Origin of the sequence: Prosthecobacter sp., from assembly GCF_044222565.1 — a bacterium.
GTDB lineage: Bacteria > Verrucomicrobiota > Verrucomicrobiia > Verrucomicrobiales > Verrucomicrobiaceae > Prosthecobacter.
Map to the genome: position 1 here is coordinate 77,868 of NZ_JBGANA010000012.1, position 15,345 is coordinate 93,212.

Genomic DNA, 15,345 nt, shown 5'->3' on the forward strand with positions numbered 1-15,345 from the left:
ACTAAAATTAGTGAAACGACGCCGCGCTGTTCCCGATTACACTCCGCGCCGTCGATGAAGTTTTACGCATCCTTCTTTGCCTTCGCCATGCTCGCCCAGAGCAGCGATTCGCAATGGGCCGAGCGCCTCGCCTTCTGGCTGCACGCGGATCTCCGCCGCACGGAGCAGCGCATCGCCGTCATTGATGACACCTTGCGCACCCTGCCTGAGTTCACCCAGATCAACAGCGGCGGCACCGCCGGTTTCAAAACTGCCTACACGCCAGAAGAAGAGCAGCTTTGGGTCGAGGTCACCCTGCCTCAGACGGAGGAGGCAGACACCATCGTGCTTGTGCCGCCACTGGCCAAAGGCCCCAGCGGTATGATTTCCGGCTACGGATTCCCCACCCGCTTCAGGCTCGAAACCTTCGACGAACAAGGCACCTGCCATCTCGTGCTGGATGCCACCGCACAGGACTACCCCAATACCGGAGGCTATCCCGTCCTCGCCAAATTCAGCCCGCAGCCCGTCAAACGCGTACGCTTCACCGCCACTCAGCCATGGCACCGGGATGGCTCCCACGTCCTCGCTCTTTCGGAGCTGATGGTCCTCTCTGGAGATCGCAATGTCGCGGCCGGGGCCGCCGTCACCGCCAGCAGCACTCACGAATACCCTGGCTCCTGGTCTCGGCTGAATCTGGTGGACATGATCACGCCGCTTGGCCTTCCCGTGGCACCGTCGGCAGGCGGACGCCTCGGCTTCCACAGCGCCGTCGCCAGGCAAGCCGATGAGGTGAAATGGGTCACCCTCACCTTCCCGGAAATCGTTCCACTCGATGAAGTTTGCCTCGTGCCCGTGCGCCGCCGCGAAGCCCCCCTGTGGTTCGAGTACGGTTTCCCTATGCGCTGCAAGATCGAGGCCGCCACGCAGCCCGATTTCAGCGATGCCAAACTGCTGCATGAGATTCTCCCGCGTCGCCCGCCCGTGTATGGCATGAACTTGGTGAGCTTTCACGCCGGCCACACTCCTGCCCGCTACCTGCGCATCACCGCCACGCAGCTCTGGGAACGCAATGAGGACTTCGTCTTCGCCATCGCCGAAGTGCAGGCCTTTGCCAAAGGGGAAAACGTCGCGCTCAAAGCCAGCGTGCAGGCCAGTGATGTCCTGGACGATGCCGCTTGGTCTCCCGCCGCTCTCACCGACGGCCTTACCGAAAGCGGCCGCCTCATCTCCGTGCCCGCATGGCTCGCACAGCTCGACCAGCGCCGCCTGCTGGAGCAGGAGCGTGCGGGCCTCATCGCCGCACGCTCGCGTTGGATCGCGGGCGCCCAGCGCACTCTCGTTTACGGCAGCGTGGCCTGCGTCATCGCCATCAGCCTGCTCGCCTGCATGATCGTCTGGCGGCAGCACCGCCACCGCCTGCGGGATGCCCGGCGTCTGCAGGAAAAACTCGCCCGAGATCTGCACGACGAGATCGGCTCCAATCTCGGCAGCATCCGCCTCATCTGCTCCTTCGCTCGCAAGTCCGGCATGACCCTCGAAACCCTGCGGGAGGATCTCGGCGACATCGAACGCGTCGCCGCGGAAAGCGCCGACTCCATGCGCGACATGGTGCGCCTCATGATTCCGCAAAAGCACGGCGGAGAGCAGGACTGGCTCGAAGTCCTGCGCGGCCTCGCCGAGCGCCTGCTCCGCGGCCACACGCTTGACTGCACCCTCTCCGCCACACAAGAGCCAGATCTGGAGACCCGCCGTGAACTCTACCTGCTCTGCAAGGAAGCCCTGCACAACATCGCCCGCCACGCCCGCGCCCAAAACGTGCGCTTCCATCTCGGCGAAGCCGCCGACGGCCTGCGCATCGAAATCAGCGATGATGGCATCGGCTTCGACTCCGCGCAAAAAAGCGGCGGCCACGGCCTGAACAATCTTCGCGAGCGCGCCCGCGCCATGCATGCCACATTGGACATCGCCTCGTCACCCGGTGGTGGCACGCGCATCCGCCTGGATCTGCCCCGCACCCACCGCTGGCCCGCCCGCTGAATCAAGCCATGAGCATGAGCACCCCACCCATCCGTGTCTGGATCATCGAAGACCACGCCGTCTTCCGCCGCTCCTTGCAGCGCCTCTGCAGCGATGACCGCGCCATGGCCCAGGCCTGCGCGTTTTCCGATGCAGAGAGCATGCTCGCCGCGCTGCGTGCTGCGCCGCGCACCGAACACCCGGACGTCATGCTGCTCGATGTCGGTCTGCCAGGACGCAGCGGATTGGAGATCATTGGCGATGTCCACCGCCTCGCTCCCGACTGCCGCGTCATCATCCTCACCGTCTTTGAGGACGAGGCAAAAATCAGCCAGGCCGTCAGTGCCGGCGCCTGTGGCTATTTGTTAAAAACCGCCGCTGCCGAAGAAGTCGCCGAGGCCATCGTCGAAGCCTTCGAAGGCGGCTCGCCCATGTCTCCCAAGGTGGCCCGCAGCGTCATCAAAATGCTCGCCAAGCTCACACAGCCCGTGGCTGCGCCCATCGCTCTCTCACCGCGCGAAAGCGTGCTTCTCGTGCACATGGTGGAAGGCCTCACCGCCAAGGAAATCGCCGACCGCATGGGCGTCAGCATCCACACCACCGGCACGCACACGCGCAATCTTTTTGCCAAGCTCAAGGTCCACAGCCGCGCCGCCGCCGTGGCCCGCGCCCTGCGCGAACACCTCGTCCCCACCACCCGTTAAGCCTCATGAAAACCCTGCGCCTCATCCTCGCCACATTCGCGCTTCATGCCGTCTCCTTCGCCGCCGATGCCCCCATCACCCTCGTCATCCACGGCGGTGCGGGTGTCGCACGTGCGGACTTGTCAGCAGAGAAAGAGGCGGAGTGCCGCAAGGTGCTCGAAGAAGCCCTGCAAGGCGGCCACAAAATCCTGCGTGAAGGCGGCACCAGTCTCGATGCCGTTCAGGCCGCCATCATCATTTTGGAAGACTCGCCCCTCTTCAATGCCGGACGCGGCTCCGCCCTCACCTCTGCGGGCACCGTCGAGATGGACGTCTCCATCATGGACGGCCAGAAGCACACTGCGGGTGCCGCCGCCTGCGTCACCGGTGTGCGCAATCCCGTTCGCCTCGCCCGCCTCATCATGGAGCGCACACCGCACGTCCTGCTGGTAGGGCAGGGGGCCGAGACCTTTGCCAAAGAGTGCAAGCTCCCCTTTGAGCCGATGGAGTACTTCATCACACCGGAGCAGCAGAAGCGCCTGCGCAAAGTCCAGAAGGCGCAGGCCTCCGCCACTCCCATCACCGATTTCACTCTGCGCACAGGCACCGTAGGTGCCGTCGCTTTGGACAAAGCCGGCCACCTCGCCGCAGGCACCTCCACCGGCGGCCTCACCAACAAGCGGCCCGGTCGCGCCGGCGACTCACCCCTCATCGGTGCCGGCACCTATGCCGAGGATGGCGCCTGTGCCGTCTCCTGCACCGGTCACGGCGAATCCTTCATCCGCTCCGTCGTCGCCTACGATGTCGCCGCCCACATGAAGTATGCCAAAAGCGATGTCGCCACCGCCGCCCGCCGCGTCATCCACGAAGTGCTGCCCAAACATGAAGGCAAAGGCGGCCTCATCGCCCTCGACTCCTCCGGAAACATCTCCACCCCCTTCAACACCCCCGGCATGTTTCACGCATGGATCAAAGCCGACGGCACCATCCACGTGGCTATTTTTGAGGAGTAGCCTCGGTTCCCTTCCGCGGCGTGTTCTCATAAATCCGCACCCGGTCAATCAGCACCGTCCCACCCTTGGTCAGTCCAAAGCCAAGCCGGCTCTTCATAGCGTCCGCAAACTCGGCTGTCACAGCCAGCTTTTCACCATCCACCTGCGCCACGAGTTCATTGCCGCTCACCTCAATCATGACCTCGTGCCATTCATCTACTGCGCATTTGATCTCCTTTGAAGCCAGCGCCTCGATGCGGAAAAAGTTCGGGTCCGCGAGCTGTTCCGGCGTCGCCTTCGGCATCTCCTTCTTTGCGGCACGCGCAGCCTTCATCGCCTCGCCCACCGCTTGCTTCGACTCCGGCCCGCCGCGGTGCTGATCCCACGCCATGCGTTCCAGCGTCAGCTCAAAGCGCACCAGATGGGTGTTCCCTTTGTATTGCTCCTTGTAGCCGTCCACGCCGATGTACAGCGCCCCTGGCTTGATGAATTTCACCGCGAACGACAGCGTGAGATCATGCGCCTTCGCCACGATCACCCCATGCGTGGATTGCTTCTGTCCTGCCCGCGAGACTGCCTGCAAGGCCCCCTCGACGATGCTGAACGATTCCCCGCTCTCCAGCGTGCGAAAAACCTTCGGCATTTCCGCCCCCGAAAAATCTTCGCTCACCAGCGCCTTGCCCGTTGTGGTGATGAGCGGCTGCAGTTCCTCCCCAGGCAGCGCGCTTGCACTCAGGACGATGAACAGGCAAGTACGGGAAAGTGAAAAGGTCAGGAAAGGGGACATGCCTTGCTGAAAACAGCGCCTGCTCGCCCATCCTTGCGATGGAAAAACCCTTTGCTTCACTCCAGCCCTTGCCATTCTGCGCGCCTCCATCCCGCATGCACCCGGACATCTCCCCCATCGCCGCCGACCTCGGTATTGATCCCGAGCACCTCATTCTGCACGGACGCCACATGGCCAAGGTCAGCCTCAAGGCACTGCATGAAAAGCCGCAGCGCGGAAAACTCATCCTCGTCTCCGCCATCACCCCCACTCCTGCTGGCGAAGGCAAAACGACTGTCTCTGTCGGCCTCGCGCAAGGGTTGAAGAAGATCGGCCAGAGCGTCGCGCTCGCCCTGCGCCAGCCTTCCATGGGGCCCGTGTTTGGCCGCAAAGGCGGCGCCACCGGCGGCGGCAAAAGCTCCGTCCGTCCCGCGCAGTCCATCAATCTTCACTTCACCGGAGATTTCCACGCCATCACCTGCGCGCACAATCTCCTCTCCGCCGTCATCGACAATCATCTCTTTCTCGGCGATGCGCGCCTCTCCCCCGATCGCGTCCTGTGGAAGCGCGTCATGGACATGAACGACCGCGCCCTGCGCAGCGTCCGCACCGCCGTCGGCAAGCCCACCGAACGCGCCACAGGCTTCGACATCACAGCCGCTTCCGAGATCATGGCCATCATGTGCCTCGCCGAGTCACTGCCGGATCTGCGCCGTCGTCTCGAGCGCATCGTCGTCGGCTTCACCGCTGAGGGCGATCCCGTCTATGCCAGGGAGTTCCGCGTCACCGGCGCATTGCTGGCCCTCCTTCGCGAGGCCCTGCCGCCCAATCTGGTGCAGAGCCTCGAAGGCGTGCCCGCCTTCCTCCATGGCGGCCCCTTTGCCAATATCGCCCACGGCTGCAACTCCGTGCTCGCCACCCGCATGGCCCTCGCCCATGCCGACTACGCCGTCACAGAGGCCGGCTTCGCCTTCGATCTCGGCGGTGAAAAATTCATGCACATCAAGTGCCGCCAGAGCGGACTCGCGCCTTCCGCCATTGTCATCGTCGCCACCGTGCGCGCTCTCAAGATGCATGGCGGCGTCGCTCTTGATCAGCTGACACAAACCGACACCGCTGCTCTCAGCCGCGGCCTGGATAATCTGGCCGCTCATCTGGACAGCGCCGCCCAGTTCCAGCGCCCCGTCATCGTCGCCATCAATCAGTTCACCAACGACCACCCGGATGAGCTCGCTCTCGTGCACGAGTTCTGCCGTTCCCGTGGCGTTCCCAGCGCCACCGCCAATGTCTTTGGCGAAGGCGGAGATGGTGCGGTCGAACTCGCCGAAAAAGTCCTCGCCGCCATTCCTGCGGAGTCCCGGCCGCTCCCCTTCCTCTATCAGCCCGAAGACAGCGTCGAAGCCAAGCTCACCGCCATCGCCACCAAAATCTACGGAGCCGATGGCGTGGTGCTCACCGAAGAGGCGAAAGTCCGGCTGGCGCTCTTTGCCCGCAGCGGTTTCGACAAGCTGCCGCTCTGCATGGCCAAGACGCAGGACTCTCTCTCGGACGATGCGAAAAAGCGCGGCCGTCCGCGCGGCTTCACCATCACCGTGCGCGACTTCGAAATCGCCAACGGCGCCGGCTTCCTCGTCGCCCTCACCGGCACCATGATGCGCATGCCCGCCCTGCCAAAGGTCCCCGCCGCGGAGCGCATCCAGGTCACGGATGACGGCATCATGAGTGGCATCTAGGGATGTCTTGCCGCCGTGAGGCGCACGCTCTAGCTTTGCCCTGCGCATGATTTTGCCCCGCATCCTAACCCTTGGCTTCCCGTTGCTCGTCGCGGCGGTGGCTTGGTGGTCGGTGCAGGAATCCCGCCGCAGCCATGCGGACCGCACTGACGGCGTGGTCGTCATGCTCCCGCAGACCGCTCCCGTGCTGCATCCCTTTCTCCCCGCCACAGAAGTCGAGCGGGAGATCGCAGAACTCGTTCACGAGCCCCTGATTCGGCTCGGCACGGAGGGCACGCTCCAGCCCGGACTCGCCGAGTACTGGCGCTGGACCCAGGACGTCACCTGCTGGTTCGTGGATGAAGCCGCCGCCAAAAAAGCGCAGGAGCTTCTGCAGGCTCAGATCGGCGAAAAAAACCGCTGGGCCGAGTGGCGCCTCAGTTCCGCACGTGTGCTGGAAAACCGCCTGCTGCTGAGCTTTTCCGAACCCAACTCCGCGGGTGTGCGCCAGGCCTTTGAACTCATCGCCTCACAGGATCTCAAGCCAGTCGTCTTCTGGCGCATCGAGCGCACTTCTCCGCTGCGCAAATCCTGGGAACGTTTCATGGCCGAGTCGTCCCAGGCCCGCCTTGTTCAGCGCGTCTGGTTTGATGGTGCCAATGCCTGCGAAATCGTCGTTGCAGGAGAGTCGCCGCGCCTGCTCGAGGACCTGCACCATTTCCTGGACTCCGGCACCACTGAACCAGCCGCCATCAATCCGCTCGGCGAAGTCGGCGCCCTGAGCGAACCAGTGCTCGATCTCGACATCCGCCCTGGCCAGCACTGGGCTGACGGTACTCCGGTCACCGCCGAAGACGCCCGAGCCACGATCGATTTTCTTCGTGGCAACGAGTGGCCCCTGCCAAACCGCGAGGCGCTCGGCAACATCCAGACCACAGAGGCGCAGGAAAATGGCTCGCGCCTGCACATCTCCTTCCGCCGCCGCCAGGGCACCGCGCTCTGCGTGCTGGTCAATCTGCCCATGCTGCCCGCCGCCTGGCTGCGCCAGCACCCAGCTCCCCAGGACTCCGATTTCGTCGCCCATGCGCCACCCGGTGCCGGAACCCATCGCATCGCCGTTCGGGATTCCCGCACCCTGTTGCTCACACCCGTGCAGAAGGACAAAAATCTCCCGCGCTTCTTGTTCAATTTCATCGCCTCTCCGCTGATGACGCAGATCGGCGTTCGCACTCACACGGTGGATATCCTCTGGCCTGCCGAGGATCGCACCCGTGAGGAGCAGCTGCGCTACACCCCTCCGCGTCAGCGCCTCGTCGTACTGTGGAACACCCGGCATGAGGTATTGCAGCACCCCTTTTGCAGAGAGGCTCTCACCCTCGCCACTGACTGCGATGAACTCATTCGCTCCCTGCCCGGGCGTCTAGGCCGTGCGGATGCCAGCCTCTTTGCTCCTGGCCTGTGGTTCAGCACCCACGCAAAAAGTCAGCCGTTTCAGCTCGAGCATGCCCGCCAGATTCTCGCCGATGCCGGCTGGCCGCGCGATGTCGAAGGGATCGCGCGCAGCGCGCGGCAGTCGCTCCAGTTTACGCTGCTCGTGCCCGGCGGAGACGAGTTGCATACCCGTGCCGCGGATCTCCTCGTGGCACAGTGGCGCCGGCTCGGCGCCAAAGTGCAGGTCGAATTCGCGCCCGATGCCCTGACCCTCTCGCAGCGCCTCCACGAGCACCGTTTTGATGCCGTGCTGCTCGATCAGCGTTTCGAAGTTTCATGGGATCAGCGTCCCTGGTGGCACTCCTCCCTTGCCAAGCCCGGAGGCACCAATTTTTGCGGCATCGCCGATCCTCAGATTGATCTCAAGCTAGACGCCCTGGCCGCCGAGTTTGACCCCGACCAAGTGCCAAAACGGGTGCGTGAGCTGGAGGCCAGCCTGCTGCCCATGCACCCCATGCTCACTCTTTTCACCACGCATGACGAAGCCGCTGCCATGCCCACGCTGCGCGAGCCAGTTTCCGCCCCCGGACCGGTCTCAGACTGGACACTGCAAACGCTGACGCTCTCAGCGAAGAGCCCGCCATCCGCCCCCGCCATCAAGCTCCAGCTTCGCTCCCGCGATGAAGAGCCGCCGCCAGCCCCCGGCATCAAACCCCAAATGCGCCTGCCGGAATGACGACCCAGCAGCCATTCTCCTCATCCCCACGCTGGCTGCCTCTGCGCCTGCTGGCCGGCGGCCTGGCAGCGGCGGGAATGGCGTATCTCTTTCCTCATCATCCCGCCCCTTCTGCTACGCCCGATCTCTGGCGCCTCTGCACCTCCAGCATGATCGTTCTCGTCATCAGCTTGCTGCTGGCGCTTTGCATCGGCCTCGTCGTCGGCCTGCATGCCCGCCAGTGGGGCTCACATGCGGAAAGACTGTTCGCCTTTCTCGGCCGCGCTCTCGCCTGCCTGCCCATCGTGGTGCTGGCCTGGGGCTTCGTCAGCGGCTGCATCGGCTCGCTCGGCTGGCCTGTTGAGTCGCTCATGCCTGCGCCTTTCCCTGACACCCACGCCTCCGGCCGCGTTTGGTTCGCTCAGGCTCTCTGGCTGCATCTTGCCCCCTCCCTCATCTTGGCTTTGCCCTTGTGCGGCGAGATGATTCACGCCGTCATCATGGATGGCAGGGTGCCGCAGAATCTGGATTTCTCCCTGCGCGCTCGCGGCGTTCCCGCGTCCTCACGTCTCTGGCTTCACCATTTCCGTCAGCTGCTGCCGCTGCTGCGTGTGCGTCTCCAATCGCTCAGCCTCGTCGCGCCGGTCTATCTCATCATCATAGAGGACGCTCTGCATTTCATGGGCTGGGGCGGCTGGATGGCCCAGAGCATGCATGCCGCGGACGCACAGGCCATCGCGCTCGGCTTCGCCACCGGCGCGGCCATGATGTCTCTCCTCTGCGCCACGGCTTGCCTGCTGCCGGGCTCTTGGCAGCCCTCCAGGGGGAGAGTCTCCACACTCGCCTCGCAGCCTTGGTTGTTTTGGGCTCTCGGCCTTCTTCCCCTTCTTTCATGGTCATCCCTGCTGTGGATCCCCGGGCTCGGACTCGCCGCGCTCCTTTCCAGCAGCGCCGGCTGGCTCCAGGCCTGGAACCAGGCGAAAGCCCGGCTGCCGTTGGAGGTCTCCCGCGCTTTCGGTTCCTCGAAGGAAATGACCTGGCGCCTGCACATCGCCCCCGTGCAGCGTCGTATGGTCGCCTCGTGGCTGTGCTCCGTCTCCGCCCAGACCCTCCTGGGCTTGGCGGCAGCCTGTGCCTTGCAGCCCCGCCTCATCGAAAAATTCGCCGCACCCCTTGCCAGCCTCTACCGCCCCCTCGCCATCGCCTCCGTGCAGGAAGCGTCCCAGACTTTCTCCGATCCCACTGCTCTCCTTCAATCCGGCGGCGGCATCGCGCTTGCCGCCTTGTGTTTGATCCAAGTCAGTCGCATCCTTCACCCTCGACTCTCCTGAGCCTCATGTCCGCCGAATCCACTCCTTCCAAAGACGCCCCGCTGCTCTGCATCCGCGATCTGCAGATCGAATTCAGCCGCCATGATGCAGCTCCGGTCAAAGCCGTCAAAGGCATCAGCCTCGAGCTCAAACGCGGCGAGTCCATCGCCCTCGTCGGAGAAAGCGGCAGCGGCAAGAGCGCCACCGCTCTCTCCTTCGCCCGCCTCCTCCCCGAGCCTCCCGCCGCCATCACCGCACGCCAGATGACGTTAAACGGCCACGAAATCCTCGAGATGAACGAGCGCGAGCTGCGCGCTATTCGTGGCAAGGAGATCGCCTACATCTTCCAGGAGCCAACGACTTCCCTCAATCCCGTCCTCACCATCCGCACTCAGATCGGCGAAGCCCTCGCCCTCCATCGTCCGGACGTTCCCAAAGCCGGCCGCGATGATGAAATTGTGAAGTGGCTCGACAAAGTCGGCATCGTCGATTCCCGCAAACGTCTCCGTGCCTACCCGCACGAACTCAGCGGCGGCATGCAGCAGCGCGTCATGATCGCCATGGCCCTCTGCACCCAGCCCCAGCTCCTCATCGCCGACGAGCCCACCACGGCTCTCGATGTCACCATTCAAAAGCAGATCATGGACCTGCTCGCCCAGCTGCGCCGTGATCTCGACATGTCCATCATCCTCATCACCCACAATCTCGGCATCATCCGCAGCGTCGTGGACCGCGTCGCCGTCATGTTCCGTGGCGAGATCGTCGAGACCGGCCCCGTCGATGAAATCCTCCGCAATCCCCAGCACCCCTACACCAAGGCCCTGCTGGACTGCGTCCCCCGCATGGGCCCCAAACAGCCCCGCCTGAAAGCCATCGACTACTCCGCGCTCGAGGCATAATCCCCATTGCGCCCCGCCCCTGCCTCATGCTAGCCTCCCGGCATGAAAGCCTGGCTCATCCTCCTGGCGATGACTGCATCGCTCAGCGCGCAGGTGATCCTGCCCACCACCGGCAAGAAATTCGACACCCGCACCATCAATGGCAGCGGCGGCAACAGCGGCGTCAGCATCAACAACACCTCCCAGCCTGCGCCCTCCACCAAGGCCAAGCTCACCTCCCACTTCACCGTTGGCGAGCCGCGCCAGTGGAAGAGCACCGATGGCAAATCCCTCCTCGGCACCATCATCATTTTCGAGGATGCCGTCATCGAATTGGATGCGGCAAACCCCGCCGCCGCCCGCGAGGCCGTCGCCAAGGCCCCGCCTCCCAAAATGCCCGAAAAGCCCACCCTCATCCGCGAAGGAAAAATCCGTCTCCTGGTCAGTCAAAAACCCGTGGAGATCCCGCTCGAACGCCTCAGCGCCGAGGACCGCAAGTACGTGGACGATTTGAACGCCCGCATGCCAAAGTGATCTCATTCCCTTGGCACAAACCAGCCACTTCTCTCGCCATGAACCGAGCACTCACCTCCCTGATCCCTGTCCTTGCAGCAGCCTCGCTCTCCTCCTGCGGTGCATTGACGGACAAATCTCCCCCCAAAACCGCGCGCGAAATGGAGGACGAGGCCCGCCGCACCCACACCGTCCCGGACACCCTCCGCGATCCCCGCCCAGACATGCCCCCCATGGGCCCCCTCGCCATGCCCATGCGCTAAGCCAGTAGCCCAACCGTCCCAGTTGCTCTCGACAGCGTCAATAGCCGTTGCGCCTCCCCCCTAAACGCCCAGCGCAAGGCAGGGAGGCTGGTCCCCAGCCTCCGCCGAACGTCCCGTGAATGACTTTCCCGGAAACGCCCATTTCTGGCCAACTTTCAACTTGGAACTCTGATCGGAAGTTTGCAAAGCGGCGGCTTTCCCCCATCTTGGCCGCCCTTTATGCCCGAACTCGACAAGACCTACACGCCCGCGGAAGTCGAAGCCCGCTGGTATCAGCGCTGGCTGGATGACAAATGCTTTGAAGCCGACCCCGCTCGTGTGAGCGAGACCCGCCCGGCCTATTCCATCGTCATTCCCCCGCCCAACGTCACGGGCATCCTCACGCTCGGCCACGTCCTGAACAACACCATCCAGGACATCCTCGCCCGCCGCGCCCGCATGCTCGGGAAAGAAGTCCTCTGGCTCCCCGGCACCGACCACGCCGGCATCGCCACGCAGAACGTCGTCGAAAAGACCCTCAAAAAGCAGGGCGTCATCAAGCACCGCGACGACCTCGGCCGCGAAGCCCTTGTCGCCAAGATCTGGGAGTGGAAGGAAAAGCACGGCGGCATCATCATCGAGCAACTCAAAAAACTCGGTGCCTCCTGCGACTGGAGCCGCGAGCGCTTCACCTTCGATCCCGACTACAACGCCTGCGTCATGCGCGTGTTCGTGGACCTCTACAAAAAGGGCCAGATCTACCGTGGCAAACGCATGGTCAACTGGTGCCCCTCCTCCCTCACCGCCCTCAGCGATGAAGAGGTCGTCATGAAGCCCCAGAACGCCATCATGTACCACTTCAAAGTCGAAGTGGTCGAAGAACCCGGCACCTGGCTCACCATCGCCACCACCCGCCCTGAAGTCATCCCTGGCGACACCGCCATCGCCGTGAATCCCAAGGACGAGCGCTACACCCACCTCATCGGCAAGCACGTCCGCCGCCCGCTTCCCGTCGAAAATCAGGAACTCCTCCCCATCATCGCCGACGAGCATGTCGACTTCACCTTCGGCACCGGCGTACTCAAAGTCACCCCCGCGCACGACAAGGCCGACTTCGAAATCGGCCAGCGCCACAACTTGCCCGTGATCGACGTCATGCACCCGAACGGCGTGCTCAATGATCTCGCCGGCAAAGACCTCGCCGGCATGGAGCGCTTCGCCGCACGCAAACGCGCCGCCGAGCTTCTCACGGAAATCGGCAGCCTCGTCAAAGAAGAGCCCTATCAAAACAACCTCGGCTTCTCCGAACGCGCCGACGTCCCCATCGAGTCACGCCTCAGCGAACAGTGGTTCCTCAAATACCCCAGCGTCAAAGCATCCCAGGACGTCGTCGCCAACGGCGAAATGAAATTCCACCCCGACCGCTGGGCCAAAGTCTACGACCATTGGATGACCGGCCTCCAAGACTGGTGCATCAGCCGCCAAGTCTGGTGGGGCCATCGCATTCCCGTGTGGAGCAAGCAGTATTCTGGCTGGACATCGGCATGCAATAGCGACCACGCAAAAGTCTGCGCAATTGCAGCGCAACGGAAGGACTTCATCGTTCAAAAAATTGATCCAGATCTGATCGGTCCGGACAATACTGACAAGCCTGTTCAAATCTTTGTCGCCATTGCCCCTGACGAATCCCGAGATTCCGATCAAGCGAATTACATCAAAGAGATTGAGGCTCTAGGCTTCACCCAAGACCCCGACGTCCTCGACACCTGGTTCTCCTCCTGGCTCTGGCCCTTCGCCACCATGGGCTGGACCGGCAACAAATCCCAAGACTCCACCAATCCAACACTCCGCGCCTTCTACCCCACCACCGACCTCGTCACCGGCCCGGACATCATCTTCTTCTGGGTCGCCCGCATGATCATGGCCGGCTACGAATGGATGGGCGAACTCCCCTTCAAGAACGTCTATTTCACCGGCATCATCCGCGACAAGAACGGCGACAAAATGTCCAAGTCTCTTGGCAACTCGCCGGACCCCTTGGAACTCATTGCCAAATACAGCGCCGATGCCCTCCGCTTTGGCATCATGCGCAGCGCCCCGCTGGGCCAGGACATCCGCTACGACGAAAAGAATGTCGAGCTCGGCCGCAACTTCTGCACCAAGCTCTGGAACGCCGCACGTTTCCGCCAGATGCAGGGCGGCGAAACCGAGACCGAGATCAGCGCCGCCCTCCTCAGCAGCGACGACAAATGGATTCTGCTCCGTCTCAACGCGGCCATCACCGAAATCACCGCCGCCCTCGAAGACTACCGCTTCAGCGACGCCACCGCAGCACTCTACCGTTTCTTCTGGACCGAGTATTGCGACTGGTACGTCGAGGCTAGCAAAGCGGTGCTTCAAGGCACCGACGACAAGCGCAAGGCCAACACGCTCGCCGTCATCGACTTCGTTCTCAGCAACACCCTGCGCCTCTTCCATCCCTTCATGCCCTTCATCACCGAAGAGCTCTGGCACGGCATGGCCTTCAATGCCGATCTCCCCGCAGATCAGGGCGGCAACAGCATCATGTTCGCCAAGTGGCCGAAGCCGCTCGATGCCGATGAACTCGCCTACTTCGGCATCCTTCCCGAGGACGAAAAGACCGCGAACGACAAATACGAAGCCGTCAATCTCGGCCGCGGCCTCAAGAGCGCCTTCAACATCAACAAGCGCGTCCGCTTCGTCCTCAAACCGAACACAGAACTCCCCGCCCACGAGATCGAAGTCCTCCGCATCCTCCTCAATGCCGAGCCTCTCGACGTCGATGCCTCCTTCGCTCCGACCCAAGGCACCCCCAGCGCCCTCACTCCCCTAGGCACCCTCTTCCTCCCCCTCGATGGCCTCATCGACGTCGAAGCCGAGCGCGCCCGCATCGGCAAAGAAGTCGCCAAAGTCGAATCCGAATTGGAAAAGGTCACCGCCAAGCTCGCCGACGAAAAGTTCACCTCCAAGGTCCCGCAAAAAGTGCTCGATGAGCACCAGCAGCGCAAAACCGACTGGCAGGAAAAACTCGCCAAGCTCAAAGAAATGATGTCCGCTCTGGGATAGTAGCCATCTCGCTCCGCGAGATGAGCCCAGCGCTCGCCACCCGCACCTCGCATCGCATGTCGCACCGCGGCATTCGCGAACGCGCGTAGCGTTGCCACCCCGTAACCGTGGGTGCCAGCCCACGGTTGTACGACACCCCACGCGATGACGTTTCCTGAAAACGCGTAGCGGTGACACAGACCGCCGCAATGCCGATGGCGCTGCTCTCCCGCTGCGCCGCCCCTACGTCACAACGTCCCCATTTCCTGCATTTTCAGGTTAAATTTTAGGCTTGTCTCCGGGAGACGTGCATGACCATGCTCGCGCAAAATCCCCGCCAACCCGCACCCAACACACTCATGCTCAAGATATTGAAACTGTCCTTCCTGCCCAAGTCTCCCGACTACGGTCTCCTCATCCTCCGCGTCACCCTCGGCTTCTCCATGCTCCTGCTCCATGGCCGCGTCAAAATCCTTGGCTTCTCATCCATGGCGGAAAAGTTCCCCGGCCTGCCTTTCCTCCCAGGAAATGTGAACCTCAGCCTCGCCATCTTCGCGGAAGTCGTCTGCTCCGCCTTGCTCATCGCAGGCCTATTCACCCGTTTCGCCGCATTGATGCTCGCCATCACCATGGGCGTCGCTTTCTTTTTCGTACACAGGTCCGCCTTGGTCGATGTCGCCGCCAGCAACATCAAATCCGGCGAGCTCGCCATGGTCTATCTCGTCGCCTACGTCACCCTCCTCTTCACCGGCCCCGGCAAGTTCTCCGTGGATCGCGAGTAATCTCATCTCTCCTCAATCCCAAAAGCCCGGCACCAAACTGCCGGGCTTTTTTTATTCGCGCGATTCGTGATCGTAGGATGAGTGTGGCGACAGTCCGCCCGTCTGCGAGCGCATGGCAGCGCCCTCGATGTGCAACTCACCCCAACTTCGACACAATCACCCATCCAAACAGCTCATCAGCATCCCGCATCCGAACGAAGCGAGCCCTCCTTTGCACGAAGTGAGAAGGATGGAACACAGCTTCCCTTGCATTCCCT

Annotated in this window: 12 protein-coding genes; 11 read left to right on the forward strand and 1 reads right to left on the reverse strand. The window is 62.9% G+C overall.

What is annotated here, in order from left to right:
• Positions 1 to 54 precede the first annotated feature (54 nt).
• Genes ACILSR_RS18230 through ACILSR_RS18240 form a run of 3 tightly spaced genes read left to right on the forward strand, consistent with a single transcriptional unit; the run spans position 55 to position 3,694 of the window.
• A complete protein-coding gene (locus ACILSR_RS18230; RefSeq protein WP_395751227.1) occupies positions 55 to 2,019 on the forward strand; it encodes a sensor histidine kinase in 1,965 nt (654 codons plus the stop codon).
• 14 nt (positions 2,020 to 2,033) lie between these two features.
• Positions 2,034 to 2,702, forward strand: a complete 669-nt coding sequence (locus ACILSR_RS18235) for a response regulator (RefSeq protein ID WP_395751228.1) — start codon at positions 2,034 to 2,036, stop codon at positions 2,700 to 2,702.
• 5 nt (positions 2,703 to 2,707) lie between these two features.
• Positions 2,708 to 3,694: an isoaspartyl peptidase/L-asparaginase family protein gene (locus ACILSR_RS18240; RefSeq protein WP_395751229.1), complete on the forward strand. Its 987-nt coding sequence runs from the start codon at positions 2,708 to 2,710 to the stop codon at positions 3,692 to 3,694.
• Here ACILSR_RS18240 and ACILSR_RS18245 read toward each other — a convergent pair.
• Complete coding sequence (locus ACILSR_RS18245) at positions 3,678 to 4,460, reverse strand: hypothetical protein (protein ID WP_395751230.1); 783 nt, start codon at positions 4,458 to 4,460, stop codon at positions 3,678 to 3,680. The genes ACILSR_RS18240 and ACILSR_RS18245 overlap by 17 nt on opposite strands.
• A 95-nt stretch (positions 4,461 to 4,555) precedes the next feature.
• Here ACILSR_RS18245 and ACILSR_RS18250 point away from each other — a divergent pair, with 95 nt between their 5' ends.
• The 8 genes from ACILSR_RS18250 (at position 4,556) to ACILSR_RS18285 (ending at position 15,088) form a co-directional block, all read left to right on the forward strand.
• Positions 4,556 to 6,172, forward strand: coding sequence for a formate--tetrahydrofolate ligase (locus ACILSR_RS18250; RefSeq protein WP_395751231.1), 1,617 nt, complete (start codon positions 4,556 to 4,558; stop codon positions 6,170 to 6,172).
• A 46-nt stretch (positions 6,173 to 6,218) separates the two neighbouring features.
• On the forward strand, positions 6,219 to 8,318 hold the full coding sequence (locus tag ACILSR_RS18255; protein ID WP_395751232.1) for an ABC transporter substrate-binding protein: 2,100 nt from the start codon (positions 6,219 to 6,221) through the stop codon (positions 8,316 to 8,318).
• Positions 8,315 to 9,628, forward strand: coding sequence for a hypothetical protein (locus ACILSR_RS18260; RefSeq protein WP_395751233.1), 1,314 nt, complete (start codon positions 8,315 to 8,317; stop codon positions 9,626 to 9,628). The genes ACILSR_RS18255 and ACILSR_RS18260 overlap by 4 nt, the downstream gene beginning before the upstream one ends.
• Before the next feature lie 5 nt (positions 9,629 to 9,633).
• Positions 9,634 to 10,506 (forward strand): ABC transporter ATP-binding protein, encoded by an 873-nt coding sequence (locus ACILSR_RS18265; RefSeq protein WP_395751234.1) that lies wholly within the window; start codon positions 9,634 to 9,636, stop codon positions 10,504 to 10,506.
• Positions 10,507 to 10,548: 42 nt separating this feature from the next.
• Entirely contained in the window at positions 10,549 to 11,019 is a 471-nt protein-coding gene (locus tag ACILSR_RS18270; protein WP_395751235.1) for a hypothetical protein, read from the forward strand.
• A 38-nt stretch (positions 11,020 to 11,057) separates the two neighbouring features.
• Complete coding sequence (locus ACILSR_RS18275) at positions 11,058 to 11,261, forward strand: hypothetical protein (protein ID WP_395751236.1); 204 nt, start codon at positions 11,058 to 11,060, stop codon at positions 11,259 to 11,261.
• 219 nt (positions 11,262 to 11,480) lie between these two features.
• On the forward strand, positions 11,481 to 14,327 hold the full coding sequence (locus tag ACILSR_RS18280) for a valine--tRNA ligase (protein WP_395751237.1): 2,847 nt from the start codon (positions 11,481 to 11,483) through the stop codon (positions 14,325 to 14,327).
• A 338-nt stretch (positions 14,328 to 14,665) separates the two neighbouring features.
• The gene (locus ACILSR_RS18285; protein WP_395751238.1) at positions 14,666 to 15,088 is read left to right on the forward strand and encodes a DoxX family protein; all 423 of its coding nucleotides are present in this window, start codon (positions 14,666 to 14,668) and stop codon (positions 15,086 to 15,088) included.
• The last annotated feature ends 257 nt before the right edge of the window (positions 15,089 to 15,345 follow it).